This window comes from Embleya sp. NPDC025285 (assembly GCF_055558835.1).
On the sequence record NZ_JBVHLU010000037.1, the window covers coordinates 40,042 to 66,802 of the forward strand.

Consider the following 26,761-nt stretch of genomic DNA (forward strand, 5'->3'; position numbering starts at 1 on the left):
GGGCGAAGCCGCGAGGCCGGGGCGAAGCCGCGAGGCCGGGGCGAAGCCGCGAGGCCGGGGCGAAGCCGCGAGGCCGGGGCGAAGCCGCGAGGCCGGGGCGAAGCCGCGAGGCCGGATCGGGCCGCGGCGCGGGCCCGATCCGGTGTGTCGCTCAGCCCAGGTAGGGCGGGGTCTGGCCCCAATCCCAACGCGGCATCGGAGTCTCCGGCAGCGGCGGCGGGTTGGGGCCGGAGTAGATGATCGCCATCCGGGTGCCCCACTCCAGGTAGTACGCGAGCACGCCGCGGAATTCCGGGTCGGCGGGCAGGCCCACGTCGTCGGCCGTCTCCAGCAGCAGCGCGACCCATCGGCGCCGCTGCGTCTCGGTGATCCCCCGGCCGAGGTGCTTCGAGGCCATATGCCGATGCCCGCCCAACTCGGTGCTGTAGCGGGACGGCCCGCCGAACACCTCGCCCAGCCAGGACGCCACGTGCTCGGCGTGATGCGAATCCATGTCCGCGAACACCGGAGCGAGGATCTCGTCCTTGGCCACCCGCTCGTAGAACGTCCCGAAGAGCCGCTCGAACGCGGGCGCCCCGCCGGCCCACTCGTACAGCGATGGAGTCGAACCGCCCTTACCCACCACGTCGGTCACCGCGTAGTGCCGCATCTCCTCGATCGCGGTGACGTACGGGCGGATCGCGGCGAAGAACGCGGCGAAGTGCTCACCCTTGCGGAAGCCGTTCAGATGCGCGTCCGTCGACGTCCAGCGAATGCGCAGGATGTACGCGGACGGCTCCTCCTGACATCGGCTCAACTCGTAGTCCACGCACTCCGGCGCCGCCGCGAGCGACTCGGCGGCCCGCGCGTACGCGGCCTCGAATTCGGTGCCGTCCGCTTCGGCGATCGTGTAGCGGATGTATTCGACGATCATGAACGGTCCCCCATGCAAGACGCTGGTTCGATCGCGTCAACCATAGGCATGATCGCCCGCCCGGCGATCATCGACGCCAGCCGATTTCGCCATCCGCGTAAGCGAATCCACTCACTCAACCAGACACCACCGAGGCCCCGACCAGGGAAGCCCACCCGGGTGGCATCGGGCGTCGGGCCAAGCGGGGACGGGGGGTCGGGCCGAGCGGAGACGGAGACCCGGCCCGGTGGAGGCCCCGCCCGAGCGGCGGCACGGGTCCGCCGAGCGACTACGGAAGTCCGGCCGAACCCGGCACAGGAGCCCGCCCCGATGGAGACAGGAACCCGCCCGAGCGGCGGTAGGGGTTCGGCCGAGCGAGTACGGGAGCGCGGCCGACCAGGCACAGAAGCCCGGCCCGATGGAGGCAGGAACCCGCCCGAGCGGGAGCGGTTCGGCCGATCTGGCGTGGGAGCCCGCCCAAGCGGGGAGCAAGAACCCGGCCGAGCGGGAAAGCCAGAGCCCGCAACAGCGGGTGCAAGTACCCAGCCAAGTACGGGAGTCCGCCGAGCGGGGGCAGGAGCCCGGCTGATTGGAGGCAAGAACCCGCTGGAATGAGGGCAGGAGCCCGCCCCAATACCCGCAAGAGCCCAGCCGACCGGGTACGGGAGCCGGAACTCGGCCAAGCCGAGGGCAAAAACCTATCCGAGCGGAAGGCAGGAACCTGCCCCATCAACGGCAGGAGCCCACCCGAACAGGTACAAGATCCCAGCCGATCGAATGCGGAAGTCCGACCGAGCGGGAGCACGAGCCCGGGCCGGGGGCAAGAACCCACCCCCGCCGATGGCAGGAGCCCTCCCGAGCAGGAGCAAGAGCCCGGCCGAGCGGGAGGAGGAGCCCGGGCAAGGCGGCCAAGACCCGCCGGGCCAAGGACAGGAGCCTGCCGCCGTATCGGTGAAAGAGCCCGACCACGCGAAGGCAAGAGTCCAGCCGGGCGGGAGCAGGAGGGGCCCGGGCAGATCAGATGGCAAAGCCCGGCCAAGCTGGGGCTTGGGCTCGTCCCACCAAGAACAAGAGCCGCCCCAGTCGGTGCAAGAGCCCAGCCGACCCGGGGCGGGAGCCCGGCCAAGCCAAGCAGGCGCAGGAATCCGGTAGACCAGGCACGGCAGCCCCGCCAGGCAGGCACCAAGAACCCACCGGACCGAGGGCAAGAGCCTGTCCGAGCGGGAGCAGGGGCCTGCCCGACCAGGTGGCAAAGCCTCGGCCAGGCCAGGGGCGAGGACTCGCCCCACCGAGAACCAAGAGCCGCCCGAGCGAGAGCAAGAGCCCGCCGAGCGAGTGTGGGAGCCCGACCGAGCGGGCGTGGGAGTCCGGCCAACTCGGAGGCAAGAACCCCCCGGGCCAAGGACGGGGAGCTTGTTCGCGTCGGTTCAAGAACCCGGCCGGGCGGGCGTGGGAGCCCAACCAAGCGCCCGGGCGGGCGTGGGAGCCCGACCGGGCACCCGGACGGATGTGGGAGCCCAACCAAGCACCCGGACGGGCGTGGGAGCCCAACCAAGCACCCGGACGGGCGTGGGAGCCCGACCGGGCACCCGGGCGGGCGTGGGAGCCAACCGAGCCGGCCGGGCGGGCGTGGGAGCCCAACCGAGCAGCCCGGGCGAGTGCAATCCGGCTCGCGCCGCAGCCGGTGTGCACTCCGTCCGGTGAGCGCCGTCCGGCCCGCGCCGACAGTCGGTGTGTTCCCCGGCGCCCTCGCCGGCGGGCCGAACTCCGTCCAGCGCGCGGACGGCCGGCGAGGCTTCAGTCCGTCGCGGTCGGCCCGACGTCGAGCACCACCTTGCCGGCGACGCGTCGGCCCGCGAGGGCCTCGAACGCTCGCGCCACCCGCTCCCACGGCTCGCGCAGGCCGACCTCGACCACGAGTTCCCCGGTGGCCACCAGCGCGACCAGCGTGGCGAGATCGGCTCCCGGACTGCTCGCGTCGCCGAACGAACTCAGCGTTCGGGTCGCCCCCAGCGCGAACGTCGAATACGGCGGGAACACCGCAGGCTCCCCCGAAGCCCAGCCAACGCTCCGGATACCGCCTCCGGGCGCCAACAGCCCCCACGCGGCAACCAGTTGCGGCCCGCCGACGTTGTCGAGCACCAGGTCCAACGGCTCCTCGACACCCTCCAGGCCGGTGACGACCTCGGACGCGCCGAGGTCGACCAGTCCAGCGGCACGCTCCGGCGCACCGACGGAGGCGATCACGTACGCACCCGCCCGTGCGGCGAGTTGCACCGCCATGCGCCCGACACCGCCCGACGCACCGGTGATCAGGACACGTCGACCCGCCACCGGACCGCTTTCCCGCAGCACCCGCAACGCCGTGACGCCGGCCACGGGCAGTGCCGCGGCGGTCGCCGAGGCCACCGAGTCGGGCAGTTCCGCCAAGGCGTCGATGTCGACCGCCACCCGCCGCGCCCAAGCACCCGGCACACAGGCCACGACCCGACTGCCCACCTCGGGCCCACCGCCGTCGGCCGCCGCCCGCACCACCACGCCCGCCGCGTCGAAGCCGAGCACCGTCCCCGCCGGACGCACATCCGTACGCAGATCGCCATGGTTGACCGACACGTGCCGCACGTCGACCAGCACCTGCCCGGGCCCCGGTTCCGGCTCGGGTATCTCCGCCGCCCGGACCCCGGCCGGCGCCTCGGGATCCACGACCAGCGCTCGAACAGTCATATCCGCTCCCTCGATTGATCGATCCGGCGGCCGTGCCGGATGAGCCCGGCGCTCGGGCTCGGGCGCTCGGGCAACCGGGCAACCGGGCAACCGGGCAACCGGGCAACCGGGCGATCGGTAATCGGCTCCGGCCGCACACAGCACGCCGCTTCGCCATACGGACCGTCAGTCCGGATGGTTCTCGGGTAATATACGGACCGTCAGTCCGATTGTTCAAGGAGGCCCCGTGTCGTCCCAGCCGGTCCACGAACGCGCCGATGCCACGCGCAACCGCCGTGCGATCCTGCGTGCCGCCGAGGACCTCCTGGCCCAACACGGCTTCGAGCACGTATCGCTGGACAAGGTCGCGGCGGCGGCGGGCGTCGGCAAAGGCACGGTGTTCCGCCGCTTCGGCAACCGCACGGGCCTGCTCCGCGCGCTACTGGAGGAACGTGCCCGCCTGCTCAGCGAGGCGATCGTCACGGGCCCGCCGCCCCTGGGCCCGGAGGCTCCCGCCGAGGTACGCCTGCCGGCCTTCCTCGACGCCCTCGCCGAACTCGCCGCCGGCAACATCGTCCTGCTGGCCGCCCACGAACGCGCCTGCGCCGAGGACAAGTACGCCGACCCCACCTACCTGCGCTGGCACGACCACATCACCGGCCTGCTCGCCCAATCCCACCCCGACCTGGACGTCGACTTCGTCGCCCACACCCTCCTGGGCATGTTCGACGCCGACCTGGTCCGCCACATCACCGACAACGGCGGCCCGGCCCGCCTCACCACATCGGTCCGCTCCCTAACCGCAGCCCTCCTGCAACCGGCCACCCACGCCGCCCGGCCGGATTAGCTCCGAGTCCACCCACCTCCGACCCCGACTCCGGCGAAGCCCGGGCTTCTCACCACGTGTCCCAATGCAGCACCTCCGAACTCGGGACTCGCGGGCCCCGCTTGAAGTCCGTCCCGATCGTGTGCGCCAGCGGGATCAGCGCCACGGGCATCACGTCGGCCGGCAGCCCGAGCAGTCGGGTGCCCTCGGGGCCGTAGAAGAGGTCGGGCGTGGTCCACGTCGTACCGAGCCCCCGGGCTCGCGCCGCAAGCATGAAACTCCACACCGCCGGCAGCACCGAACCCCACGTCCGGGCCTGCTCCGGCACCCCGACCGCGTCCGTACGACCGGTGATGCACGGAATCACGTGCACCGGCACCTCGTGCAGGTGGTCGAACAGGTAACCCGCACCCGCCATCACCCGCTGCATGGACTGCGGATTCGCCCAAGCCCGCGCCGCGTCCGCCGCCGGCACCGGCGTACCCGGCACCTCGCGCAGGCCCTTCCACACCAGGTCGGCCACGGCCTGCCGCCGCTCGGGATCGGTGACGACGACGAAGCTCCAGCGCTGTCGGTTTCGACCGTTCGGGGCCTGGAGCGCGAGTTCGACGCACTCCTCGATCAACCCCCGATCAACCTCGCGCCCCAGATCCAACCGAAACCGCACGGCCCTTGTGGTACCGAGCAGTTCGTCGGGCGAGAGAGGAAGAACGGTCATGATCAAACTCCTTCGAGAGGGAGCCAACCTGCACGGGAGAGCGCTTCGCCCATGAGTTGGCCACAGATGATTCGGGCAAAGATGGTTCGGACGCAGACGAGTTGAGGGCAGCCAAGTCGAGCGCAGAAGAGTCGGATCCAGATGCTTTGCACCCAGACGATTCGAACGCAGATGCGCCGCACCCAGATGTGTTGAGCCAAGACGAGTCGGACGCAGATGCATTGAGCGCAGACGAGTTGCGCCCAGACGAATCGGACGCAGACGCTTTGCGTCCAGACGAGTCGGATGTAGATGAGTTGAGCGAGGACGAATCGGACGCGGATGCACTGAGCACAGACGGATTGGACGCATAAGGACCGAGTACAGATGATTTGCATCCAGACAAGTTGGATGAACATGATTCGGGCGCTGGTGCGTTGGGCCCAGACGAGTTGAGTGCAGACGAGTCGGACACAGATGCTCTGCACCCAGACGATTCGGACGCAGATGCGCGGCGCCCAGATGCGTTGGGCACAGACGAATTGGCCACGGACGAGTTGGGTGCAGAATGATTTTGTGCAGATGATCTGGGGCCAGATGATTGAAGGAAAACGTATGCCTACAGATCGTCTTGCGTCAAACAATCTTTCGGCGTGCGATAGCCTTGCGCCATGAAGAAGGCCGCCGTCGAGCACACCACCCAGGCCAAACCTCACTACTTCCCGCGGCTCGCCGAGGAGCGCGTGGACATCGCGCTGTGTCGCGCCGCCGCCGCGATGGCCCGCGCGGCCGACGCGCACGCCGCCGGTCAGGAGGTGGGTGTAGGTCAGCACCTCGTCCTGAAGATGCTCGACGCCGTCGGGCCGAGTGCACAGCAGGCGTTGGCCGAGGAACTGCGCATCGACCGCAGCGTCATGGTCGGCATCGTCGACTCGCTGCAAAAGGCCGGGCTGGTCCGCCGTGACCGCGACCCGGTCGATCGCCGCGCGTACGCCGTCACGATCACTGCCGCCGGCACCCGCGTACTCACCGAGGCAGAGCGCGACATCCCCGACTTCCTCGACAGCAGCTTCGCCGCACTGACCGCCGCCGAGCGCCGGCAACTCACCACCCTCCTCGGCAAACTCCTCGCGAAGTAGGACAACGAGTACCGGGAGGACGAGGAGCCCAGGACCGCAGGACCGGTAGGACCCAAGGACCGGACGGACCGGAAGGACGCCGATGGTCGGCAGGTTGCAGTGCGTCGTGTTGGACTGCCCGGACGTCCACGAACTCGCCCGGTTCTACGCGGCGCTTCTCGGCGGCGCCGTCGACCGACCCGATCCGCGCTGGGCGGTCGACTCCGACTTCGCGACCGTTCATACCGAGGCCGGGCTCGTGTTGGCGTTTCAGCGCGTCGCCGACTACCGGCCGCCGCAGTGGTCCGACGCCGCGCGTCCGCAGCAGTTTCACCTCGACGTGGACGTCCCGAACCTCGACGCCGCGCACGAGCAGGTCCTCGGACTCGGCGCCGTGTTGCTCCGTGTCGACCCTCGTGGTTGGCGGGTGTACGCCGATCCGGCGGGCCACCCCTTCTGCCTCCTCGGCCGATGACGACGAACCGCGCCGAAAACGAAGCGGGCACCGAGGCCGCCCTCGCGCCACTGACTTCCGCCGACCTATCCGACCTGCACGACTTCCTGGTCCGGGCCGACCTCACCCTCAGCGGGCTCGACGCGCCCACCGTGCGCCTGTGGTTGCTTCGGGACGCCGCCGGGGTCGTGCGCGGCAGTACCGGGTTCGAGTTGTCCGCTGCCGGCGAGCACGCCCTGATCCGCAGCGTCGCGGTGGATCAGGACGCTCGGCGGCAGGGACTGGGTCTCGATCTGGCACGCTACGCGCTCGACCGGGCCGCCGACGCCGGCGCCCGTCGGGCCTGGCTGTTCAGTCGCCGATCGGGACCGTTCTGGCGGAAGTTGGGCTTCGAACCGGCCGACCGAACCCGACTCGCGACCGTACTGGCCGAGACCCATCAGGTCTGCCTGTTTCGCGCGACCGGGCAACTCGACCGCGAGGTGGCCTGGTCCCGCGAGTTGAGCCCGGGGCGTACGCCCGCGCGCTGACGCCGGACACACCCGAGCCCGTCCCCCGATCCCGCCGGGCGCGACGCGGCGGGATCGGGAAGGACGGGCCCTGGCCCGGCCCGATCATCGGGCCGACTGCGGGACGCGGGCGAATCGGACGTGCGCCCCGCAGAGTCACTCGGACATTTGATCACCCAGGCGTCCAACCACGCGATCTGGTGACCCCTCGATCCCGTCGATCCCCTCGATCCCGTCGATCACGCGGTCACGTGCGCACCGCGTCCGGAGCCCTCATGATCCACGGCAAAGGCTCGATTCTGCCCGTCGAACTGTCATGCGATCTCCGAGATTCCTATAGCTACGGTGAAGAATGCAATTTCCGGAAGCCCTCCATCCGCTTGGCGGGCGTCGGCTATCCGGATACATCGTCACAAAAAGCACCATCAACCCCCGCACACATCCGCCCACATGCGCACGTGACCCCACCCAACCTCACTCGCCTCACCCGGCCTCACCCGCCCCCACGTGACCGAACACGACCCCACGCGCCCCCGCGTCCGCCCACCGCCGCACGGCCGCAGGCCGCACCGCCGCGCCTCCGCACCTCCGGATCACCGCAACAAGACCGCCCGGCCGCCCACTCACCCCCCGTCCCCGTACACCCGGGCCAACGCCGCCACCGCCGCCCGCATCCCGGCCCGCAGTTCCGCCGGTTCGAGCGCCTCCACCTCACCGCCGAACGGCAGCAGCGTCGTGATCGCCTGCTCGACCGACTCGATCGGGACGACCACCTCCACCCAGCCGTCCGCGTCGGGCCCGGTGGCGCTCGCCCGGGCCGCGTGCACCACGGCCGGTTCCGTCAGGTGCGTCAGCCGGTCCATGGCAATCGGCGACATCCGCACGGTCGCCGACGCGCGGAGCCGGCGGCGGTCGAACCGGTCCAGGTAGTCCTGCCAATGCGCCGCCAACGCGAACCCGGCCGGCCGCTCGAACGACCCCGATCGCACCTCGACGTCCAGGATCCGGGACACCCGGTACGTACGGATCGCCTCCCGTCCCCCGTCACCGTGCGGGCCGCCGCCCTCGGCCGACTCCGCGTGTGCGGCGACCAGATACCAGGCGCCCGCCTTGAGCACCACGCCGTACGGATCGACCACCCGCGTGGTCTCGCTCGGCTCGGCCCAGCGGAGATAGCGGATTCGCAACCGCCGGCGGTTCCACACCGAGTCCGCGACCTCGGCCAGGTGCGGTGTGGGGTCGGCGGCGCCGTACCAGGACGGCGCGTCGAGATGGAAGCACTCGGCGATCCGCCCGGCGCGGTCGCGCAGTTCGGCCGGGAGCGCCGCCATCAGCTTGAGATGCGCGGCGGTCAGCACCGAGCCCAGACCCAGGTCGGCGGCGGCGGTCGGCAGGCCGGTGAGGAACAGCGACTCGGCCTCGCCCGTGGTGAGCCCGGTCAGCCGGGTACGGAAGCCGTCGAGCAGTTCGTACCCGCCGCGATGGCCCGGATCCGCGTACAACGGCACCCCGGCCGCGCTCAGCGACTCCATGTCCCGGTAGATCGTGCGCACCGAGACCTCCAAGGTGTCCGCGATCTCCCGAGCCGTGACCCGCCCTCGGGTCTGCAACAACAACAGGATGGAGACCAGCCGACTCGCCCGCATGCGCGCATTCTGCCGAACTCCACTGACATAACGTGTCAGTGCAGTCCACCTACGGTCCGACCATGAACGCGACCCACACCACCGACATCGCCTCGGACCCCACCCCCGCGCCTACCTCCGCGCCCGGCACCGGCGCCGGCCCCGACACGAACGAGGCCCTCTTCCCCCTCGACAGAGACATCGACGTCGACGTCGACGTCGACATCGACGAGTTCGTCGACCGCTACGTCGCCGTGTGGAACGAACCGGACCCGACCGCCCGCCGGGCCGCCGTGGTTGCGCTGTGGGCACCGGACGGAATCGAGACCATCGAGTCCGGGCGATACGTCGGGCACGAGGCACTGCTGGCTAGGGTCACCGAGGCGTACGAGCAGTTGGTCGCCGGGGGCGGGTTCGTCTTCCGCTCGGCCGAGGACGCGGTCGGTCACAACGGCACGATCACCTTCACGACGTACATGATCCCGGCGGCCGGCGGCGATGTCGCGTGGACCGGGCGCATGGTGGTCCGGCTCGGCCCGGACGGCCGGATCCGGCATGACCGGCAGTTCACCGTGCCGACCGATCCGACGCCCGGCACCGGCGCCGTGGTCGCCGAGTTCGTCCGCCGGGTCGGCGCGGGCGACCCGGACCGGATCGCCGAACTGTTCGCCGATCGGGTGGACTGGCTGCTCGACTGGCCGGCCGAGGGCCACCCGGCGACGCCGTGGATCCGGTCGCGCTCGACCCGAGCAGACGTCGCCGCGCACTTTCGCGAACTGGCCGCCGCGCACACCGACGACCACGCCCCGAACACGCACGCGGACACGGACACGGAATCGGATACGGATACGGATACCGACGTCGACGTCCCCACCGCCGGACCCGACCCGCGGATCCTGCTCGACGGGCCCGAGGCGGTCCTGCTCACCGAAATCCGCCGCACCGCAGCGTCCACCGGAACGGCCTACCGAGCCATGTGCGCGGTCCACGTCACCGTCGAAGCGGGCCTGATCAGCCGCTATCACGTATACGAGGACAGTCTCACCGTGGCCCGCGCCCACACCGTCGGCAACCGACCGACCGACACCCCAACGACCTGACGACCTGACGTCCCGCACCCGGTCGGCGGCACTCGCACCGCGCCCTGCCCCGCGACGCTCGACACCCGAGGCCCCGCCACGCACCCACCGCCGACCGGCCGGGATCCCCGTACAAAACCGCGCCCTTGAGCCGGGCCCTAACCCTTCAGCGCCTCTCCCAACAACGCCGTGGCCCGCGACCAGGCATCCGCCGCAGCCACCGGACGGTACGTATCGCGCTCCGGGCAGCAGAAGCCGTGCGGCGTGTCCGGGTACACCACGAACTCGTGCCGCACGCCCGCCTCGGCCAGCCGGCCCGCGATCGACTCCCGCTGGTCGGCCGTGTACAGGTGGTCGTCCGCGCCGATCAGCACCAGTACCAAGGTGTTGTGCCGGGTCAACAGAGGAGTCAGCTCCACTGTCGGCTCCGGCCGCCCCAACGTGATCTCGCCGCCGGTCAGCCAACCCGGATAGAACACGACCAGCGCCGCCAACGGCACCTGCGTCGCCGCGTAGTAGGCGATGTGCCCACCCGCGCTCAACCCCAACATCGCGGTCGGCGCGTCGTCGCCGAAGCGTCGGCTCAACTCCGCGATGGTCGCGGTGACATCGCCGCGGACGCCGGCCCGGGTCAGCCCGCCGACCAGTTCGAGTCCGCGAGCCCGCCCGTCGGGGTCGGCGGGCAACTCGATCCGGTGGCCCGCCCGATGGTAGAAGTCCGGTACCAGGGCTCGGAAGCCGAGGCCCGCGAGCGTGTCGGCGACGCCCCGCACATAGCCGGTGACGCCGAACATCTCGAAGCCCACGAGCACGTTCGGATGCGGTCCGGGTCCGCTGGGTCGGGCCAGATACCCCGACATCGGCGCCGCCGCGCCGGGTACGTCGATCTCGATCCACTCGGTGACGATTTTGCTCATGCCACCGACCGTAGATCCGTTCCACTCCGGCATCCATGCGTCGTCTTTACTGGTAACAGCAGTACCAGGACCCATCCGCACCAGGACCCATACCGAGATCGGCCCGAAGTCGAGACGGCCGCCGAAGTCGAGTCGCCCTCGAAGCGGCACGACCCCAGGCCGCCACCGACCTCCAGGCCACCACCGACCCCGCCACCGGCCGAAGCCCCACCAAGGAACCCCCAGAATGCCCGCAACGCCGGACGGCCACCCCGCTCCCGATCGCCCCACTCCCGGCCACCCCGCTCCCGGCCACCCCGCTCCCGATCGCCCCGCCCGCGAGTTCGCCGACTTCCTACGCTCGCGCCGCGCTCGGCTGCGACCCGCCGACGTCGGTCTGCCGCCGGGGACCCGCCGCCGCACCGGTGGCCTGCGCCGTGAGGAGGTCGCGGGCCTCGCCGCGATCTCGACCACGTACTACACGTTCCTCGAACAGGGCCGCGACGTACATCCCTCCCGCCAGGTCCTGGACGCGCTCGGCACCGCGCTGCGGCTCGAACCGGCCGAGCACGCCCACCTGATCCGGCTCGCCGAGGGCGTACCCGCAACCGCCCGCGCAGACGGGCCCGAAGGGCCCGACGAGGTTCTCGACCCCGCGGTGGCGGCGCTGGTCGACCGCCTCGACCCGCACCCGACCTACGTCACCGGCCGCCGCTTCGACGTGCTCGCCGCCAACGGCGCGGCCCGCGCCTTGTGGGCCGACTGGCCGCGCCTGCCGCCCGAGGAACGCAATATCGTGTGGTGGACCCTGGTCGCCCCGGAAGCCCGCACCCGCCTCGTCGACTGGGAGGCCGAGGCCGTCGGCGCCTTGGCCCGCTTCCGTGCCGCCGCCGACCGCCACCCGGGTGATCCGGCCATCGCGGACCTGATCCGACGCCTGCGCGCCGCCGGTCCGGAGGCGGACGCGTGGTGGTCCCGACACGACGTGCGCGACCTGTCCTCCGGTCGAAAGCGCCTGTACCACCCGAGGTTGGGCCGCCTCGACCTGACTCACGTGGTCCTGCGGGTCGCCGACGCCCCGGAGCAGAAGCTCGTCACCTTCACCGCCGACCCGCCGCACCAGGCCCGGATCGCCGAGCTCGTCCGCGAAGCCGAGCGCGACGCGCGGAACGCCGACGACGCGCGCTGACCGAGCCGGGGTCGGCGGCGGCGCCGGCCTTGTCACTCACGTAAGTGACAAGGCCCGCCGCCCGTCACCCACGTAGGTGACAACCCCCGCCCCCGACCCGACCAACCGGCACCGCAACGCCACCACCCCGCTACGCCACCACCCCGCCACGCCCCCCGCCACCCCACTACGCCCCGAAAACCCGCTCACCCCCCACAAACGTCTCCAACACCCGCGTAGCCCCGATCTCACTCTCCGGCGCCGCGAACGGATCACGGTCGAGCACCACCAGGTCCGCGTGGTTGCCCACCACGATGCTTCCGGTGTCGTCCAGGTGGTTCACGTACGCGCTGCCCGCCGTGTACGCCGCCAGCGCCGTGTGCAGGTCGAGCCGCTGCTCCGGGAAGAACACCGGCGAGTCCGACCCGTGGATGCGCCGGTTCACCGCGACGTGGATGCCCTGAATCGGATCCGGGCTGGACACCGGCCAGTCGCTGCCCGCGACCAACGTCGCACCGCTGCGCGCCAGTTCGCCGAACGGGTACTGCCACGCGGCCCGCTCCGCGCCCAGGAAGGGGATGGTCAGCGTGTCCATCTGCGGCTCGTGCGCGGCCCACAGCGGTTGCATGTTCGCGCTCGCGCCGAGTTCGCGGAAGCGGCCGATGTCCGCCGGGTGCACCACCTGGAGGTGGGCCAGATGCGGCCGGGTGTCCTTCCACCCGTTCGCCGCGCGCATCGCGGCCACCGCGTCCAGCGCCTCGCGCACCGCGCGGTCGCCCAGCGCGTGGAAGTGCACCTGGAAGTCGTGCGCGTCCAGTGCCGTGACATACCGGCGCAGCGCCTGCGGCTCGATGAAGCTGATCCCGCTGTTGTCCGACGCGCATCCGCACGCCGTCAGATACGGGCTGAGCATCGCGGCGGTGAAGTTCTCCGCGATGCCGTCCTGCATGATCTTGACGGTCGTACACGACAACCGCCCTCGCGTGCCCGCCTCGCGTCGGGCCAGCAGGTCCTCGATCTGCTCGATCCCGCGGTCCCGCTGCCACCACAACGAGCCGACCACGCGCGCGGTCAACTGCCCTCGGTCCGCCGCCGTCAGGTACGCGGCGCTCGCGTCGGTGATGTTGGCGTGCGCGCCGAGCAGCGCGTCCTGCCACGCGGTGACGCCGAGCGAGTGCAACAACCGCTGGGCCCGGAGCAGGCCGGCCACCTGGTCCTCGGGAGTGAGCGCGGGCAGCAGCCGGCCGACCAGGTCCGCCGCGCCCTCTTGAAGCACCCCGGTCGGCTCGCCGTCCGCGTCACGCTCGATCCGGCCGTCGGCCGGATCCGGGGTGTCCCGGGTGATGCCCGCCAGGCGCAGCGCCATGCTGTTCGCCCACGCGCCGTGGTGGTCCCGGTTGGGCAGGAACACCGGGCGGTCGGGGACCAGTTCGTCCAGCATCGACCGGTGCGGCAGGCCGCCCGGGAATGCCTCCATCGACCAGCCGCCGCCGGTGATCCACTCCAGGTCCGGGTGGGCGTCGGCGTAGGCCCGCACGGCCTGCCGGTATTCGGCGAGCGTCTCGTGCTCGGACAGGTCGCACTGACCCATCTCCACGCCGCCGCCCACCGGGTGCACGTGCGCGTCCTGGAAGCCCGGGATCAGCAGCTTCCCCGCGAGGTCGACGACCTCCGTACGGGCGCCGATCAACGCGCGCACCTCGTCGTGCCCGACCGAGACGATCCGCCCGTCGCGCACGGCCACCGAGCTCGCCCGGCTGCGCCCGGCGTCGACCGTGTACACCGCGCCGCCGGTGAAGACCACGTCCGCACCGGCGGACGCGGAAGCGGACACCGCGGTCGAAGCAGCGGTGGACACCTCGGTCGAGACAGAAGCGGACACCGCGGTGGAAACAGCGGCGGACGCCCCGGTGGAGGTGTGAACGATGTGGTCGGTGGTGCTCATGCGTTTTCCTTGGACTTGAAGGCGTCGAAGTCGGCGGCGTCGTTGTAGCGGTCCATCGGCAGTTCGATCGAGTCTCCGTCGGTGCCCCGACCGGTCTCGAAGTAGGCCGACTTGCGCACGTACTTGGCGTAGGCGGCGAACCCCAGGCCGGTGAGGATCACCACCATCGGCACGGAGAACATGAACCAGCCGTTGTCGGGGCTGAGTTCGAAGCTGTCGCTCATGGTCAGGTAGTCGTAGGCGAGGTACGCGCCGACGCCCAGCAGCGCGCATCCGCTCACCCCGGGGATGACCACGGCGCGCACCGCCTCGCGTCGGTCGGTGCGCAGCGTCGGCCGGAACCGCACCGCGCAGGCGATCGCGGTCAGACCGTAGTAGAACGCCACGATCAGGCCGATCGAGTTGACTGCGGCCAGGATCATGTCGTTGAGCTTGGGGATGCCGATCGCCAGTACGGCGGTGCCGGCCGCGATCGCCATGATCAGCACCGTGCCGATCGCGGGCGATCCGAAGGTCGGGTGGATCCGGGTCCACACCTTGCCGAGCGTCTGGTCGCGGCCCATCGCGAGCATGCCGCGCGCGGTGGGGATGACGCCGGACTGCAACGACGCGATCGCGGAGAAGATCAGCGCGAGCAGCGGCAGGCTCGCCCACGGGTCGGCGGCCAGGTGCGCGCCCAGGAAGGTCAGTCCCTGCGGTCCGTTCTCGGTCAGTTCCGGAACGGTCATCACCCGCTGGAAGGCGATCGCGCCGAGCAGGAACATGCCGAGCATCACGAACAGCGCGATCAGCCCGCCTCGGGCCGAGTCCTCGGGGTTCTTCGTCTCCTCCGTGACGCTGAACGCCGCGTCCCAACCCCAGAAGAAGAACACCGCGAGCACCAGGCCCTGGGCGAAGTCCGAGGCCGAGTCGATCTCGAACGGGTTGAACCACGAGAACGAGAACGGCTGGTCGCCGGAGGCGATCGCCCAGACGCAGAAGACCAGCAGCACCGCGTACTCGAAGACCAGCAGGAAGGTCTGCAGCCGGGTGGCCTGACGCACGCCGGTGATCGCGAGCACGGTGACCACCACCAGGACGATCAGGCCCAGGACGGTACTGAGCTTGGTCGAGTTCGGGTCCAGGGCCAGCCCCGCGAACTCGTGCCAACCGGCCTTGTTGGCGAATTGGAGCAGCACCGAGCCGGTGATCGCGCTGGTGTAGGCGAGGAAGATGATCGACCCGGCGAGGGCGACCCAGCCGGTGAGGAAGCCCGACCACGGGCCGATCGACTTGCCGACCCAGACATAGCCGCTGCCGCAGTTCGGCTCGACCCGGTTGAGTCGGGCGTACGCTCCGGCGATGCCGAGCATCGGCAGGAAGGCGATCAGGATGATCGCCGGCGTGGCCAACCCGACGGTGGCGGCCAGGCTGCCCATGCCGACGCCGATGCTGGTGGTGGCCGCCGTACTGGACGCGGCCACCGCAATGCCGTCGACGACACCGAGCGACTTGCGCAGCGCGGGCGGTTGATCGTCCCGGGGCAGGTTCGTGGACATCGGCGCTCCAAGGGAGGCTAAAGCGGACAGGGGGTGGACGCCGATGAAACAGCCTGCGTCAGAATTACGTCAATGGTGTTGACATAAGGTGTGGCGCGAACACGCCGGCACGCGGGACCTTGGCGGGCAGGCGGGGGCGGCCGGCCGGACAGCAGCCGGCCGGACAGCCGGACAAGCGTCGGAGGATCGTGTGGACGGAGCAGACGGAGTGGACCGGGTGGATCGCGCGGACCGCACGGACCACGTGGGCCGCACGGACCGCACGGACCGCGTGGTGGGTGAACGTCGCCGGCGCAGGCCGACCAAGTCGGGGAGCGTTTTGTCCGAGGATGTCATTGTCGATTGTGCAGTACGCCTGATCGGACACCACGGTGCGCAGGCGCTGACGGTCCGCAAGCTCGGCGCCGCGCTCGGGTGCGACCCCACCGCCATCTACCGATACTTCCGCGGCACCGACGACCTGCTGCTCGCGATCGCCGACTTCCTGATCGGCGAGACGCTGGCCGGCTACCGGCCGGGCCCGGACTGGGTGGCCTCGCTGCGCGAGCTGGGCCTGCGGGTCCGTGACGGCTACCTGCGGCACCCGCGCGTGGCCGCCGTCGCGGCGTCCCGGGTGACCCGGCGGCACAACGAGTTCCGGGCCGTGGAGATCGGCGTCGCCCTGCTGCTCTCGGCGGGCTTCTCCCCCGCCGACGCGGTGCGCTACTACCGGGTGTTCATCGACACCGTGCTCGCGCACGCGGCCCTGGAAGCGTCGTACGCCGCGCTCGCGCCCGAGGTGCGCGAGGCCGACGACCGCTCCTGGGAGGAGACGTACAACAGGCTGTCCGGCGCGGACTATCCGGCCATCGGCACGGTCCGTCGGCACCTGCCCCAGGGGATGGCGGGCAGCCCCTTCGAGGACGTGCTCGACCTGCTGCTGGAATCGCTCGCCCGACGGGTGTGAATGCGATCGGACACAGCGTCACCGATCGCCACGATCGGTGCCGTGACGAACATTTGACGCTACGTCAACAATGCAGGCGGGTACGTGTGTCGTAGGGGGTGCCGCAGACTCGATAAGGTGGCGCGTGTTTCCAGACCTCACCCACTCCCACGGGGGATCCGTGCTGATCGACAAGTTCATGCATGGCGTCGTGGCGCCCACCGCGAAGGCGATCTACCGCCCGCGTACCGAGGGCCGCGAGAACGTACCGATGACCGGCCCGGTCATCATCGCCAGCAACCACCTGTCGTTCGTTGACAGCGTCGCGATCCCCGTGGTCATGCCGCGCAAGGTGTCGTTCCTCGCGAAGGCCGAGTACTTCGACGGCCCCGGGCTCAAGGGCCGGGTCAGCAATGCCTTCTTCTCCGGAATCGGCGCCGTCCCGGTGCCCCGAGGTGCGCACAGCGCGGCGAAGGCCGCCCTGGAGACGGCGCTTTCGGTACTCGAACGCGGCGACGCGTTCGGGATCTACCCCGAGGGCACCCGCTCTCGGGACGGCCGGCTCTACCGCGGCCGGACGGGGGTCGCGTGGCTCACGCTGGCCGCGCGGTGCCCGGTGGTGCCGGTCGGCATCATCGACACCGACCGGGTCCAGCCGATCGGCTCGAACATCCCGAGGTTGTCGCCGCGCGCGCTCATCCGCTTCGGTGAGCCGCTCGACTTCTCGCGCCACTTCGGACGCACGGACGTGGCCCGGGCGCGGCGCGAGATCACCGACGAGATCATGGAAGCGATCCAGAAGTTGTCGGGTCAGGACTACGCGGGCGTGTACAACGAGACGCCGGCGGAGGTCTGAGCGTCTGAGCCCGGGCCCCTCGGCCGACGCCGCGACCCGGCGAACCCGGCTGCGACCCGGCGATCCCGGCCGTCGCCTCGCCGAACCCGGGCCGCGGCTCGCCGAACCCGGCCGCGCTTCGGCGAACGCGCCCCTTCCTCAGCGCAGCGAGCCCTGCCACTGCCATTCGCCGGCCGGAACCCGCGGCCGGCCCGGCAGGTCGCCCCGACCCGTGCACCACGACAACACGTCCGCCGGGGCGTCACCCGTCCCCGTCGGCGCGTCCGGGAACAGCCGGGCGAGCGCCGGGGCGGCGAGTTCGTCCGGCGGCGACCAGACCTGGCCGAGCGCGCGGGTGATGTCGTACGTGTGCAGGAGCAGTTCGACCACGCCCATCGCGGCGAAACCGGTGCGATCCGAGTGGCCCCAGGGGTGCCAGGCGCGGACCTCGGGTGGGGTGTCGCGCACGGTCGAGGCGAGTACGGTGCCGGCGATCCCGAGGCCGTCCAGACACGCGTCGATCGGGGCCGCCGGGTCGAGCGACGCGAACAGCGTGATGTAGCGGTCCGTCGGCCGGGCGATCAGCAGGCCCGTATAGCCGACCAGGCCCAACGCGAGGTGGTCGAGCAGTTGCCGGCAGGACCGCTCGCCGTCGGCGGGTCGGCCCCAGGCGGGGTCGACGACCGCGGAGTGAACGCCCGCGGAGTGAACGACTGCCGGGTGATCGACTGCCGTGGAGGCGCCCGCGGCCGCGGTCCCACCGGTCTCCGCCGCGGCTCGGGCGAGGGTCGCCACGCAGACCTCGGTCGCTCGGGTGACCAACGCGGGCCAGTCGTGGGCGGTCGCCGCCGTCTCCGTCGTCGTGGCGCCTCGCACGATCGTCCCCGTTCCCGTCCCCATCCACATCCCCGTTCCCGTTCCCGCCCCTGTTGTCATCCCCGCTCCCGTCCCCGCCCCCGCTCCCGGGTTCACTTGCGGAGTTCCTCGACCAGCCGGGCGTAGCCGTCCGAGCCGTGGCCGGCCGCGATCGCGCGTCGGGTGTACGTGCGGTACAGCTCCGGGAGGGCGGTGTCGACGCCGCGTGCCCGGGCGGCGTGGACGAGGTGGTCCATCGTTGCCAGGTGCACGTCGAGCGTGGCGTCGTCGCCGGGGTAGGCGCCCGCGTCGACCTGTCCCGCGTACAGGTCGATGAATCCGGTCACGGCGTGGGCCAACCAACGGTTGGCGATCGGCGTGAATTCCGCCGCGCCCACCCCGTCGGCGCCGACCACGGCCGAACCGTGCAGCCAACCCGTCAGCGTCGCCCACATCACGCCGAGCAGCGCGGTGTCGTACAGGCTCGCGACGCCGGCGTCCGGGCCCAGGTCGACCGGATCGCCGAGTGCGCGCAGGGTCGCGGCGTGCCGGGCGAACGCGGCCGGGTCGCCGCTGTAGAGCAGCATCGACTCGGGCGAGCCGATTCCGGGCGGCGTGGACATGATCGCGCCGTCGAGGTAGGCAACTCCCAGTTCAGCCGCCCACGAGGCGGTCGACCGGGCCTGTTCGGGCGAGCCCGAGCTGAGGTTGACCAGGGTGCGGCCGGCGAGCGCCGCCTCGTCGGCCTTCAGGATGGTGTGCGTGCTGTCGTAGTCCAGCACGCAGACCACGATCACCGGACTCGCGGCGATCGCCTCGGCCACGGTGTCGGCGCGCACCGCGCCACGGGCGACCAGGTCGTCGGCCTTCGCGGCGGAGCGGTTCCACACCGTGGTGGGATGGCCGGCCGCCCGGAACGCCTCGGCCAGGGCGGCGCCCATCGATCCCAGACCGATGACCGTCACGGCTTCGTGGTTCATCTTCGTCCCTCGTTCGTGCTCTGTGCGCGGCACGGGACACCCGTGCTCACGCGTCGTCGTTCCGTGCTTGGTCGGCCGTCCTCCCGGCCGAACGTGGACAACCCTCGCAGCGCCGAAACCGCGCCGACAGTGGCAGGAATGCCTATCGGCGCAAAATTCGCGCCAACGATGATCTAGGCTGTCCACCCATGAACGACCGAGCGGGGAACACGCGGGCGACGGGACCGGGATCGGTGGCCGTCGCGGTGATCGACGACGGCGACATCCCGCCGTGGGACATGTACGAACTCTCGATCGCCTGCGCGGTGTTCGGCACTCCCCAACCGGAACTCACGGACCGCTGGTACGACTTCCGCGTCTGCGTGGAACGGCCGACGGGCGGCGCAACCGGTCCGGACGGCGGACCCGACGCCGCTGCCGACTCGGGCCCCGGCCCCGGATCCGGCCTCGGCTCCGGATCCGGCCTCGGCTCCGGATCCGGCTCCGGTTCCGGCTTCGCGTTCGGCATCCGAACCCCCTACGGATGGGACGCGTTGGCCGGCGCGGACACCGTGATCGTGGCGGCAGTGCCGCAGGAGTGCGTCGACCACGACCTCGAACTGCCCGCCGATTTCCTGGCCGCCCTGCGCGCCGCGGCCGACGCCGGCGCGCGGATGGTCTCGCTGTGCACGGGCGCGTTCGCCCTGGCCGCCGCCGGCCTCCTGGACGGACGCCGGGCCACCGCGCACTGGGCGCACACCGAGGATCTGGCCCGCCGGTATCCGAACGTCACCGTCGACGACAGCGTCCTCTACGTCGACGACGGCACCGTGCTCACCAGCGCCGGCATGACCGCCGGCCTCGACCTGTGTCTGCATATCGTGCGCGCCGACCTGGGCGCCCACATCGCCAACCTGCTCGCCCGCCGCATGGTCGTCCAAGCCCATCGCCCGGGCGGCCAGGCGCAGTTCGTTGACCTGTCCATACCCGCCACCGACGACGAGGGCCTGGCCCCCGTGCTGGCCTGGGCCGGCGCCCACCTGGACCGCCCGCTCACCGTCGAGGACCTGGCCCGCCGCGCCCGGATGAGTCCGCGCACCTTCTTCCGCCGCCTCCAGGCCGCCACCGGCACCACCCCGCTGCAATGGCTGCTCACCCAGCGCCTGGCCCGCGCCCAATCCCTGCTGGAGACCACCGACCTCCCCATCGAGCAGATCGGCGAACGTTGCGGCCTGGGCACCGCCGCCAACCTCCGCCACCACTTCGCCACCCGGCTCGGCGTCTCCCCCGCCGACTACCGCCGCGCCTTCAACACACCCGCGCCCGCACCCGCGCCGATCCGGATCGGCACCGACTCCGCCGCCTGACGCCCGCCCCGCGCCGCGCCGCCGGCGGGTGGACCGGCGGCGTACGGAGTGACAGGGTGGAGAGGTCAGCCATCCATCCATGTTCGTGGCGGAAGGTGGCGAAACGCCATGGCTGAACACCCACACGCCGCCCTGGTTCGCCGGGGCTACCAGGCGTTCGCACAGGGTGACCTGGGCACTCTGCGCGCGATGATGACAACCGACTGTACGCACCATGTCCCCGGCGACCACATGTTGTCGGGCGACTTCAAGGGTGTGGACGCGGTGCTGGGCTACTACGAGCGACTCGCGACGGAGACCGGCGGCAGCTTCCGCGTCGAGCTGCGCCATCTGTTCGTCGACGGTCGCGGCCATGTGGTCTCGGTGCACCGGGCCACCGGCGAGCGAGCGGGCAGGCACCTCGACCAGATGGGCGGCATCGTCTTCCGCCTCGTCGGCGAGAAGATCACCGACCTCGACGAATGCGTCGAGGACATGACGGCGGCAGCCGACTTCTGGGCCTGACACCCGAATCCGGGCCGGACACCCGGCTTCCGGACCCGGCTCCGACTTCCGGGCCGACCCGGCCCGGCTCACCCCACGTGTGGCTCACCCGAACCGTGACCCACCCGGCCCTTGGCGCACCCGACCCATGGCTCACCCGATCCGGAACGTCCCCCCGGGCGGAGCCGGCGACGGAATCGCCGTCCTGTCCGTGACGGCCGCCCCGTCGCGGGAGAACACCCGGGCCTCGATCCCGGAGAGCACGCGCGCCGGTGTCTCGTCGCAGGCGGTACGCCGGGCCAACTGGCTCACCGGCAGCGCGACCGTGGACGCCACCACGACGAGGTTGCCGAACCGCCGCCCGCGCAGTACGCCCGGCTCGGCCATCAACGCCACCTGGGGGAACACCGCGCGCAGGGTGGCCACTTGAGCGCGTGCGAAGTCGAGGTCGCCGCCGTCGGCGATATTGGCCGCGTACGCGCCGCCGGGCCGCAACACCCGGGCCACCTCCGCGGCGAACTCCCGCGACGTCAGATGCGCGGGCACCTGCGCCCCGCCGAACACGTCGGCGATCACCAGGTCGGCCGAATCGTCGAGGCGCGCCGCCAACTCCTCCCGGGCGTCGCCGGTGCACACCTCTATCGCCGCGCCCGCCGGCAACGGCAGATGCTCCAGGACCAGCGCGATCAACTCCCCGTCGAGCTCGACGACGGTCTGCGTCGAACCCGGCCGGGTGGCCGCGACGTAGCGGGGCAGGGTCAGCCCACCGCCGCCCAGATGCAGCACGTCGAGCGGCTCGCCGGGTTCGGCCGCGAGATCCACCACATGGCCCAGGCGCCGCGTGTACTCGAATTCCAGGTGCTCGGGCCGGTCGAGATCCACGTACGACTGCGGCGAATCGTTGAGCGTCAGCAACCACGCGCGGGGCAGGTCGATGTCGGGCATCAGCAACGCCGCACCGAGATCCGTCGCCCGCCCCACCGGAATGGACTCGGTCGGTTCCTGCTGGTCGTCGTACATGAATCGATTGTCTCGCAGCATGGGCGCCCTCCCCGCCGCCGCTCCGGGGTCGACTTGGCATGATCGACCCGGGAAGCGGCAAGAGACGCGGGGAGCGTCGCCGGCGACGGCGACGCCCCGGCACCCGATCGGCCATCACCAAGCGCAACCCCCGGGAGAACAGGCATGCGGTTCACCAAGCTCGGCCACGCGTGTGTACGACTGACCACGGACGCGGCCACCGTCGTGATCGACCCCGGCGCCTTCAGCGAGCCCGACGCGATGGTGGGCGCGGACGCCGTACTGATCACCCACGAGCATGTGGACCACGTGGTCCCCGACACGCTCCGGGCCGCCGCGGCGGCGAACCCGGACCTGGAGATCTGGACCAACCCGGCCGTCGCCGCCCAGTTCCCCGACCTGGGCGGTCGGGTGCGCGCCGTGACGCACGGCGACACGTTCGAGATCGGCGGCGCGCAGGGTCTGTCCGTGCACGTGTACGGCGAGAAGCACGCCGTGATCCACCCGGACATCGCCGTCATCGACAACGTCGGCTTCCTGATCGACGGCCGCGTCTTCCACCCCGGCGACGCCTTCACCGTTCCGGAGGAGGCCACCCCCACCCTGCTCGTGCCGGCCGGCGCTCCCTGGCTCAAACTCGGCGACGCCGCCGACTACATCCGCGAAGTGGCCCCGGAGCAGGCGTTCCTGATCCACGACGGGCTGTACAACGACACCGGCCTGGCCCTGGCCGAACGCCTCCTGACCCAACTGGCCGGCTCCGACACCCGCCCCATCCACCACCCGCGCCCCGGCTACACCACCACGCTCGCCACGAGCGGGTGAGCCGCGGCTGCGTGGCGGAGCAGCCGCGCTCCGCCGGCCCCGCTCCCGTCGACGTCAGCGTGTCGTGAGGGCGGTCACCGCGGTCGCGTACATGGTCGACTTGATCGCGCCGAGTGTGGCGCGGTCCTTGCCCGCCAGGGGGCGTACGCGGGTCGAGGCCGCGGCGACCAGGGCCGCTTCCTCGGCCGTGTCGTCCACCAGGCCGATCTCCCGGGCCTCGACGCCGCCGAAGCGTCGGCCGGTGGTCATCGAGGCGACGGCCGCGGCGGGGGTCGTCTTGCCCTGGACGAGCGCGGCCATGCCGGGCGAGAAGGGGATGCGGATGTCGACCTCGGGGAAGCAGAAGTAGCCGCGGTCGGCCCGCATGATCCGGAAGTCGTGGGCGATCGCGAACATCGCCCCGGCGCCGAACGCGTGGCCGTTCACCGCGGCGATCGTGGGCACGGGCAGCGTGAGCACGCGGGCCAACAGGGCTTCCACGTCGGCGACGTACGGGCCGAACTCGTCGGCGTGTTCGGCCAACCAGTCCAGGTCGAGGCCGTTGGAGTAGAACTTGCCTCGTCCCGTGGTCACCAGCACCGCCGGTTCGGGGTGTTCGACGACGGTGTCGAGCAGGGCGTCGACGGTCTTCACCCAGTCCGGCGCGAAACGGTTCTCCCCGTCGCCGAGGTCCAGGACGAAGACGTGGTCCTCGTGGCGCAGTTCGGGCATGGTCGGTCATTCCTTTCCGGAACCCGTCGTCCGCCCGCCATGCGGCGGCAGCGGCGGCGGGAGGGTGAGGACCGCGCGGACCGCGGCCTCCAGTCGTGCGCGGCTGTCGGCGCCGATCCGGGGGCGGCCGTCGGTGCACGGCCCGGTCAGTTCCCGGCGGAACACGGCCGTCGGCAGGTCGACCACGCACAGCGTCACCACTTCGACGCTCGGCCCGTCGGCCCGCCCCCACAACGCCCGCGCCAGTCGGGTGAGCAGCGCCAGAACCCGCTTGTCCAGCGCGAACATCGCCTCGGCCGATTCCTGCGGCAGGTCGGGGCCGAGCAGCCGATCGCGGTGGACGCCCATGAGCATCCGAGCCGCCTCGGGTCGCCGGTCGGCGAACGCCGCCGGCGCGCTCGCCGCGGCCAGCACCGCTCGGACGCCGCCGTCCGGGTCGTCGAGGCGCACCGCGTCGACGAGTTCGACCTGAAAGTCCAGGAAGTCGCCCGCGGCGCGCAGCCACACGCGCCCGAGCAGGACCGGCAGCGACCCGAACGCGTGATAGATCGCCCCGTTGGACACCCCCGAGGCCGTCGCGAGCCCCCGCACGGTGAAGCGCTCCGGCCCGACGTCGGCCACCAACCGCTCGGCCGCGTCCAGCAGCAGATCGAGATCGTGAACCCGAGGACGAGGCATGCCGGAACAATAACAGAGCATCTGCTCCATAACAGCTCTCCGCCGCCCCACCGCCCTGCTGGACGGCACACCGTGATCTCATGGCGACAGGCTCGGAGAACGGAAGTCACGACACGGAAACCAAGACGGAGAGTCGGCCCGTGGCCCACGCCCCCTTACCCGCGACGCCACATGTCGGCCCGGCCGAAGCCCTCCCGCCGGCGCGGCCGTACAGCGCCCGCGACCTGGACGAAACACGGCAACTGCGCGAGCACAACGCCCACATCGTCACGCTCGACACCCGCCACGGCGCCGGGGCCATCCTCGAATCGGCCGTGCGCTCGGCCCGATCGGCACTGCGCGCCACCCTGATCGGCCCGGCCTCCCGCGACCGGCTGGCCGCCGTGGCCGAGGCACAACAGGTGGCCGGGTGGCTGGCCTTCGACGCCGACCGGCAGGACCTGTCCCGCCGCCTGAGCACCGACGCCGTGCATACCGCGCGCCGCGCGGGCGACCGCTCCGCCGAACACTTCGCGCTGTCCCAACTCGCCATGCAGGCCATCCACCTGCGCCGCCCCGACCAGGCACTGGGCATCTGCGCGACCGTCCTGGCGGACGACCTGCCGCCCGGCGTACGGACCCTGTTCGTGATGCGCCGGGCACGGGCGCTCAACCAATACGGGGAGCACGCCAAGGCGCTCGACCTCATCCACGAGACCCACAGCCGACACCTGCAAGGCGCCGGTCCCCGCGATCCGGCCTGGGCCTGGTGGCTCGACACGGCCGAGATCACCTGGCACCACGCGATGATCCACGCCGACAACGGCCACTGGACCCGCGCGATCCCCCTGTTCGAACAGGCCGCCGCCGGACGCATCCCCGGCAGCCGCACCGCCCTCAACGACCACGCCTACCTACTGCACGCCCTCGCCCGAACCCGCACCTGGCCCGAGGCCGCCACCCTCCTGCACTCCCGCATCCTCCCGGCCCACTCCACCATCGCCTCCCCCCGCATCACCCACCTCCTCACCCGAACCGCCCGTTCCCTCACCACCCCACCCCCGGCCCACGACCTCTCCCACACCCTGACCACCACCCTCGGCCTCACCCCCGCGCCCGCGCGCGCCGTCGGCCGCACTCGGCGCGACCCAAAGCCCGATCTCTCTCGCCTCCAGCGCCTGCGCCCGGTCCACCGGACCGTAGGTTCCGGGGAGCCGGCATTCGAAGCCGACGCCGGTGAGGGCCCACCACGCACGCACGTCGGCGGGTAGCTCCACGCCCGCCTCCCGCGCGAACGCGTCGAGAAGCTCGGCATCCACGGCGGGCCGGGCCGGGGCTCTCCGAATATGGCTCTCGAGCCATGCGTCGATGCGGTCCCACGATGTCCGAACGCCATGCTCGATCAAGGTCACGGCCCGCACCTTCGCAGAGGGTCCCGACAGCCGCGTGACGGGCGTGCCTTCGGGGGTCGGCGCCGGGGCGGACTCCGGGGTGGTGGGAGGGGTTCGGGTCAGACGACGCGGATGTCGTGGTTGTTGGGGGTGGTGAAGGTCATCAGGTCGGCGGCTTCCGTGGTGAGGGCGGACTCGGTGGCGGGGGTGAGGGGGCGGAAGGGTTGGATTTCGAGGGTGAGGGGTGGGCCCGCGGGGTTGGTCGTGGCGGCCGGGGAGCCGGGCGAGACCGGTTTGCCGGCTCGGGTGAGGCGCCACATGCCGGCGACGAAGCCGTCCACGAGGAAGGTCGCGCGGATGATGCCGTTGACGGTGAACAGGCGCTTGCGGTCCTCCTCGGACATGATCCGGGTGCGGTTGGCGTGGGAGAGCAGGATGTTGTCGAACTCGGGGAGGAACCGGACCGCGGCCGGGGTGTCTTCGGGTGGGAGCGGGGCGTCGGGAAGGTCGTAGAGGTCACGGCCGGACTCGTCCCGGTACACGAGCAGGCTCGGGCGCAGGCGGTCGACCACCTCGCGCAGCCCGCCGAGGCCGGACCAGGCCTGCATGTCGGCCACCGTGGCCGGGCCGAAGGCGGCCAGGTAGCGCAGCAGCATCGCGTCGGGTGTCGATGTCGTCGACAGCGGGCGGCCCAGCCAGTGTTCGGCGGTCGTACAGGCGGATTGGCCGCTGCGGCCCCACAGCGCGCGAGGCGGGACCTGGACCAGCGGCGCCTGGCTGCGCAGCGCGTGTGCGAGCGCCTTCGGGTTCTCGCCGGGGAACAGTTCGCCGAGCGCGAGGCCCAGTCCCTTCGCCGTCAGCGCTTGCTTTTCCATCAACTCGCGTCCAGCGGCCACGAGTTCGCGAACGTCGACGGTCGAGTCGCCGAGGCCGTGCAGGACGTTCCGGTACAGGTCCGCGTCGTAGATCGACTGCACGACGGGCCGCAGCGCGAGGCAGTCGTCGGCGGTCACCAGGTGCACCGTGCCGCGCATCAGGCCGAGCCGCACCACCCGGCGCTCGGTCAGCAGGTCGGCCAGTTCCGTCGGCCGGAAGTCGGCGAGCCGGGTCCACAGGCCGATGTACGGCGGGTGCGGCGCCTGCGCCTGCATGCCGACCAGGTGCGTGATCGCCGCCTCCGCCGAGAGCGCGTGCCGCCGGGTCAACAATTGGCGTTCGAGCAGCACGCGGTTGAGCCGGCGGGTGCTGAGGGTGGTGATCTCCATGCGCCCAGACTAGGAGCG

General features: G+C 71.5%; 25 protein-coding genes and 1 pseudogene. 13 read left to right on the top strand and 13 right to left on the bottom strand.

Going from position 1 to position 26,761, the window contains the following annotated elements; all coding sequences use genetic code 11:
• Positions 1–151 precede the first annotated feature (151 nt).
• Together ACZ4FV_RS24675 and ACZ4FV_RS24680 are read right to left on the bottom strand one after the other, a co-directional pair.
• On the bottom strand, positions 152–913 hold the full coding sequence (locus tag ACZ4FV_RS24675; protein ID WP_395865454.1) for a group II truncated hemoglobin: 762 nt from the start codon (positions 911–913) through the stop codon (positions 152–154).
• A 1,776-nt stretch (positions 914–2,689) separates the two neighbouring features.
• Entirely contained in the window at positions 2,690–3,616 is a 927-nt protein-coding gene (locus ACZ4FV_RS24680; RefSeq protein ID WP_465323268.1) for a zinc-binding dehydrogenase, read from the bottom strand.
• A gap of 226 nt (positions 3,617–3,842) precedes the next feature.
• On the opposite strand from ACZ4FV_RS24680, the gene ACZ4FV_RS24685 reads away from it, so the two are divergent.
• On the top strand, positions 3,843–4,442 hold the full coding sequence (locus ACZ4FV_RS24685; RefSeq protein WP_395865458.1) for a TetR/AcrR family transcriptional regulator: 600 nt from the start codon (positions 3,843–3,845) through the stop codon (positions 4,440–4,442).
• Between the two features lie 49 nt (positions 4,443–4,491).
• Here the strand turns inward: ACZ4FV_RS24685 and ACZ4FV_RS24690 are convergent, their stop codons facing one another.
• Complete coding sequence (locus tag ACZ4FV_RS24690; protein ID WP_395865459.1) at positions 4,492–5,139, bottom strand: nitroreductase family protein; 648 nt, start codon at positions 5,137–5,139, stop codon at positions 4,492–4,494.
• Between the two features lie 650 nt (positions 5,140–5,789).
• On the opposite strand from ACZ4FV_RS24690, the gene ACZ4FV_RS24695 reads away from it, so the two are divergent.
• The 3 genes from ACZ4FV_RS24695 (at position 5,790) to ACZ4FV_RS24705 (ending at position 7,220) form a co-directional block, all read left to right on the top strand.
• Complete coding sequence (locus tag ACZ4FV_RS24695) at positions 5,790–6,257, top strand: MarR family winged helix-turn-helix transcriptional regulator (RefSeq protein WP_395865460.1); 468 nt, start codon at positions 5,790–5,792, stop codon at positions 6,255–6,257.
• Between the two features lie 82 nt (positions 6,258–6,339).
• The gene (locus ACZ4FV_RS24700; RefSeq protein ID WP_395865461.1) at positions 6,340–6,711 is read left to right on the top strand and encodes a VOC family protein; all 372 of its coding nucleotides are present in this window, start codon (positions 6,340–6,342) and stop codon (positions 6,709–6,711) included.
• Positions 6,708–7,220, top strand: coding sequence for a GNAT family N-acetyltransferase (locus ACZ4FV_RS24705; protein WP_395865463.1), 513 nt, complete (start codon positions 6,708–6,710; stop codon positions 7,218–7,220). The genes ACZ4FV_RS24700 and ACZ4FV_RS24705 overlap by 4 nt, the downstream gene beginning before the upstream one ends.
• Before the next feature lie 602 nt (positions 7,221–7,822).
• Here ACZ4FV_RS24705 and ACZ4FV_RS24710 read toward each other — a convergent pair.
• Positions 7,823–8,845: a helix-turn-helix transcriptional regulator gene (locus ACZ4FV_RS24710; RefSeq protein WP_402232151.1), complete on the bottom strand. Its 1,023-nt coding sequence runs from the start codon at positions 8,843–8,845 to the stop codon at positions 7,823–7,825.
• A gap of 62 nt (positions 8,846–8,907) precedes the next feature.
• Between ACZ4FV_RS24710 and ACZ4FV_RS24715 the strand changes: the two are divergent.
• Positions 8,908–9,366: pseudogene (locus tag ACZ4FV_RS24715) on the top strand (nuclear transport factor 2 family protein); the annotation flags it as partial.
• Positions 9,367–9,396: 30 nt separating this feature from the next.
• Positions 9,397–9,924: a nuclear transport factor 2 family protein gene (locus tag ACZ4FV_RS24720; protein ID WP_402232374.1), complete on the top strand. Its 528-nt coding sequence runs from the start codon at positions 9,397–9,399 to the stop codon at positions 9,922–9,924.
• Positions 9,925–10,061: 137 nt separating this feature from the next.
• Here the strand turns inward: ACZ4FV_RS24720 and ACZ4FV_RS24725 are convergent, their stop codons facing one another.
• Positions 10,062–10,820, bottom strand: a complete 759-nt coding sequence (locus tag ACZ4FV_RS24725; protein ID WP_402232153.1) for a dienelactone hydrolase family protein — start codon at positions 10,818–10,820, stop codon at positions 10,062–10,064.
• Between the two features lie 226 nt (positions 10,821–11,046).
• Between ACZ4FV_RS24725 and ACZ4FV_RS24730 the strand changes: the two genes are divergently transcribed.
• Positions 11,047–11,988: a helix-turn-helix transcriptional regulator gene (locus ACZ4FV_RS24730; protein ID WP_402232155.1), complete on the top strand. Its 942-nt coding sequence runs from the start codon at positions 11,047–11,049 to the stop codon at positions 11,986–11,988.
• Positions 11,989–12,154: 166 nt separating this feature from the next.
• Here ACZ4FV_RS24730 and ACZ4FV_RS24735 read toward each other — a convergent pair whose 3' ends face one another.
• Together ACZ4FV_RS24735 and ACZ4FV_RS24740 are read right to left on the bottom strand one after the other, a co-directional pair.
• Positions 12,155–13,912 (bottom strand): amidohydrolase, encoded by a 1,758-nt coding sequence (locus ACZ4FV_RS24735; protein WP_465323269.1) that lies wholly within the window; start codon positions 13,910–13,912, stop codon positions 12,155–12,157.
• The gene (locus ACZ4FV_RS24740; protein WP_395865474.1) at positions 13,909–15,450 is read right to left on the bottom strand and encodes an APC family permease; all 1,542 of its coding nucleotides are present in this window, start codon (positions 15,448–15,450) and stop codon (positions 13,909–13,911) included. The genes ACZ4FV_RS24735 and ACZ4FV_RS24740 overlap by 4 nt, the downstream gene beginning before the upstream one ends.
• 244 nt (positions 15,451–15,694) lie before the next feature.
• Here ACZ4FV_RS24740 and ACZ4FV_RS24745 point away from each other — a divergent pair, with 244 nt between their 5' ends.
• Together ACZ4FV_RS24745 and ACZ4FV_RS24750 are read left to right on the top strand one after the other, a co-directional pair.
• Entirely contained in the window at positions 15,695–16,396 is a 702-nt protein-coding gene (locus ACZ4FV_RS24745) for a TetR/AcrR family transcriptional regulator (RefSeq protein WP_395865907.1), read from the top strand.
• 124 nt (positions 16,397–16,520) lie between these two features.
• Positions 16,521–17,231 (top strand): lysophospholipid acyltransferase family protein, encoded by a 711-nt coding sequence (locus tag ACZ4FV_RS24750; protein WP_395865476.1) that lies wholly within the window; start codon positions 16,521–16,523, stop codon positions 17,229–17,231.
• A gap of 138 nt (positions 17,232–17,369) precedes the next feature.
• On the opposite strand, the gene ACZ4FV_RS24755 is transcribed toward ACZ4FV_RS24750, so the two are convergent.
• Both ACZ4FV_RS24755 and ACZ4FV_RS24760 read right to left on the bottom strand, forming a co-directional pair.
• Positions 17,370–18,086: a DinB family protein gene (locus ACZ4FV_RS24755; RefSeq protein WP_395865479.1), complete on the bottom strand. Its 717-nt coding sequence runs from the start codon at positions 18,084–18,086 to the stop codon at positions 17,370–17,372.
• A 92-nt stretch (positions 18,087–18,178) separates the two neighbouring features.
• Positions 18,179–19,078: an NAD(P)-dependent oxidoreductase gene (locus tag ACZ4FV_RS24760; protein WP_395865481.1), complete on the bottom strand. Its 900-nt coding sequence runs from the start codon at positions 19,076–19,078 to the stop codon at positions 18,179–18,181.
• A 200-nt stretch (positions 19,079–19,278) separates the two neighbouring features.
• Between ACZ4FV_RS24760 and ACZ4FV_RS24765 the strand changes: the two genes are divergently transcribed.
• Together ACZ4FV_RS24765 and ACZ4FV_RS24770 are read left to right on the top strand one after the other, a co-directional pair.
• Complete coding sequence (locus ACZ4FV_RS24765) at positions 19,279–20,391, top strand: GlxA family transcriptional regulator (RefSeq protein ID WP_465323279.1); 1,113 nt, start codon at positions 19,279–19,281, stop codon at positions 20,389–20,391.
• 108 nt (positions 20,392–20,499) lie between these two features.
• Positions 20,500–20,895, top strand: coding sequence for a nuclear transport factor 2 family protein (locus ACZ4FV_RS24770; protein WP_395865485.1), 396 nt, complete (start codon positions 20,500–20,502; stop codon positions 20,893–20,895).
• Positions 20,896–21,027: 132 nt separating this feature from the next.
• On the opposite strand, the gene ACZ4FV_RS24775 is transcribed toward ACZ4FV_RS24770, so the two are convergent.
• Positions 21,028–21,915, bottom strand: coding sequence for a spermidine synthase (locus tag ACZ4FV_RS24775; RefSeq protein WP_395865487.1), 888 nt, complete (start codon positions 21,913–21,915; stop codon positions 21,028–21,030).
• A gap of 144 nt (positions 21,916–22,059) precedes the next feature.
• Between ACZ4FV_RS24775 and ACZ4FV_RS24780 the strand changes: the two genes are divergently transcribed.
• Complete coding sequence (locus tag ACZ4FV_RS24780; RefSeq protein ID WP_395865489.1) at positions 22,060–22,719, top strand: MBL fold metallo-hydrolase; 660 nt, start codon at positions 22,060–22,062, stop codon at positions 22,717–22,719.
• 54 nt (positions 22,720–22,773) lie between these two features.
• Here the strand turns inward: ACZ4FV_RS24780 and ACZ4FV_RS24785 are convergent, their stop codons facing one another.
• Positions 22,774–23,430: an enoyl-CoA hydratase-related protein gene (locus ACZ4FV_RS24785; RefSeq protein WP_402232162.1), complete on the bottom strand. Its 657-nt coding sequence runs from the start codon at positions 23,428–23,430 to the stop codon at positions 22,774–22,776.
• Positions 23,431–23,436: 6 nt separating this feature from the next.
• Positions 23,437–24,108 carry a TetR/AcrR family transcriptional regulator gene (locus ACZ4FV_RS24790; protein WP_395865493.1) on the bottom strand — a complete coding sequence of 224 codons (672 nt, stop codon included), beginning with the start codon at positions 24,106–24,108 and terminating at the stop codon, positions 23,437–23,439.
• A 140-nt stretch (positions 24,109–24,248) separates the two neighbouring features.
• On the opposite strand from ACZ4FV_RS24790, the gene ACZ4FV_RS24795 reads away from it, so the two are divergent.
• Positions 24,249–25,358, top strand: a complete 1,110-nt coding sequence (locus ACZ4FV_RS24795) for a tetratricopeptide repeat protein (protein WP_465323270.1) — start codon at positions 24,249–24,251, stop codon at positions 25,356–25,358.
• 239 nt (positions 25,359–25,597) lie between these two features.
• Here ACZ4FV_RS24795 and ACZ4FV_RS24800 read toward each other — a convergent pair whose 3' ends face one another.
• Positions 25,598–26,743 (bottom strand): winged helix DNA-binding domain-containing protein, encoded by a 1,146-nt coding sequence (locus tag ACZ4FV_RS24800; protein WP_395865497.1) that lies wholly within the window; start codon positions 26,741–26,743, stop codon positions 25,598–25,600.
• Between the last annotated feature and the right edge of the window lie 18 nt (positions 26,744–26,761).

What these genes read in the sequence shown, in the direction of transcription:
- ACZ4FV_RS24780 (WP_395865489.1), top strand. Translation starts at nt 22,060, where the DNA reads ATGCGGTTCACCAAGCTCGGCCACGCGTGTGTACGACTGACCACGGAC.
- ACZ4FV_RS24710 (WP_402232151.1), bottom strand. Translation starts at nt 8,845, where the DNA reads ATGCGGGCGAGTCGGCTGGTCTCCATCCTGTTGTTGTTGCAGACCCGA.
- ACZ4FV_RS24680 (WP_465323268.1), bottom strand. Translation starts at nt 3,616, where the DNA reads ATGACTGTTCGAGCGCTGGTCGTGGATCCCGAGGCGCCGGCCGGGGTC.
- ACZ4FV_RS24675 (WP_395865454.1), bottom strand. Translation starts at nt 913, where the DNA reads ATGATCGTCGAATACATCCGCTACACGATCGCCGAAGCGGACGGCACC.
- ACZ4FV_RS24735 (WP_465323269.1), bottom strand. Translation starts at nt 13,912, where the DNA reads ATGAGCACCACCGACCACATCGTTCACACCTCCACCGGGGCGTCCGCC.
- ACZ4FV_RS24740 (WP_395865474.1), bottom strand. Translation starts at nt 15,450, where the DNA reads ATGTCCACGAACCTGCCCCGGGACGATCAACCGCCCGCGCTGCGCAAG.
- ACZ4FV_RS24690 (WP_395865459.1), bottom strand. Translation starts at nt 5,139, where the DNA reads ATGACCGTTCTTCCTCTCTCGCCCGACGAACTGCTCGGTACCACAAGG.
- ACZ4FV_RS24725 (WP_402232153.1), bottom strand. Translation starts at nt 10,820, where the DNA reads ATGAGCAAAATCGTCACCGAGTGGATCGAGATCGACGTACCCGGCGCG.
- ACZ4FV_RS24730 (WP_402232155.1), top strand. Translation starts at nt 11,047, where the DNA reads ATGCCCGCAACGCCGGACGGCCACCCCGCTCCCGATCGCCCCACTCCC.
- ACZ4FV_RS24695 (WP_395865460.1), top strand. Translation starts at nt 5,790, where the DNA reads ATGAAGAAGGCCGCCGTCGAGCACACCACCCAGGCCAAACCTCACTAC.
- ACZ4FV_RS24800 (WP_395865497.1), bottom strand. Translation starts at nt 26,743, where the DNA reads ATGGAGATCACCACCCTCAGCACCCGCCGGCTCAACCGCGTGCTGCTC.
- ACZ4FV_RS24775 (WP_395865487.1), bottom strand. Translation starts at nt 21,915, where the DNA reads ATGCTGCGAGACAATCGATTCATGTACGACGACCAGCAGGAACCGACC.
- ACZ4FV_RS24705 (WP_395865463.1), top strand. Translation starts at nt 6,708, where the DNA reads ATGACGACGAACCGCGCCGAAAACGAAGCGGGCACCGAGGCCGCCCTC.
- ACZ4FV_RS24700 (WP_395865461.1), top strand. Translation starts at nt 6,340, where the DNA reads ATGGTCGGCAGGTTGCAGTGCGTCGTGTTGGACTGCCCGGACGTCCAC.
- ACZ4FV_RS24785 (WP_402232162.1), bottom strand. Translation starts at nt 23,430, where the DNA reads ATGCCCGAACTGCGCCACGAGGACCACGTCTTCGTCCTGGACCTCGGC.
- ACZ4FV_RS24770 (WP_395865485.1), top strand. Translation starts at nt 20,500, where the DNA reads ATGGCTGAACACCCACACGCCGCCCTGGTTCGCCGGGGCTACCAGGCG.
- ACZ4FV_RS24790 (WP_395865493.1), bottom strand. Translation starts at nt 24,108, where the DNA reads ATGCCTCGTCCTCGGGTTCACGATCTCGATCTGCTGCTGGACGCGGCC.